The 398-nt window shown below is 64.3% G+C and carries 2 protein-coding genes; both read left to right on the top strand.

The window, feature by feature from the left end; all coding sequences use genetic code 11:
- On the top strand, positions 1-183 hold a 183-nt coding region (gene ccsA / locus GO615_RS30095), incomplete at its 5' end, for a cytochrome c biogenesis protein CcsA (RefSeq protein ID WP_169133116.1).
- A 7-nt stretch (positions 184-190) separates the two neighbouring features.
- Positions 191-398, top strand: a 208-nt coding sequence (locus GO615_RS30100; protein ID WP_169133117.1) for a DUF4229 domain-containing protein, incomplete at its 3' end; no start/stop codon positions are given.

A 398-nucleotide genomic window follows, 5' to 3' on the forward strand; every position in this document is an offset into this window, starting at 1 on the left:
AAGGAAGTGTGGTCGCTCGTCATCTTCATCGTCTACGCGGCCTACCTGCACAGCCGCGTGACGGTCGGGTGGAGCGGACGCAAGGCCGCCGCCGTCGTCCTCGTCGGCTTCGCGTGCATCCTCATCAACTACGGCGTCGTCAACGTGTTCTTCGTCGGCCAGCACTCCTACTCGGGGCTGTGATCGGCTGATGGCACCTGTCGCTCGTTACACCGTTCTGCGCATCCTCGTCTTCTTCGGCTGCGTGTGCCTGGGCTACCTGTGCGGGCTGCGCAGTTTCCTGCTGCTCATCGTCGCGGCGCTCGCGTCGACGGCGATCAGCTTCTTCGCGCTCAACCGCTTCCGTCAGGAGACGGTCGACGTCGTCGAAGATCGCGTCGAGAAGCGTCGTGCCCGTG

Source organism: Aromatoleum evansii, from assembly GCF_012910805.1.
Taxonomy (GTDB): Bacteria; Pseudomonadota; Gammaproteobacteria; order Burkholderiales; family Rhodocyclaceae; genus Aromatoleum; species Aromatoleum evansii.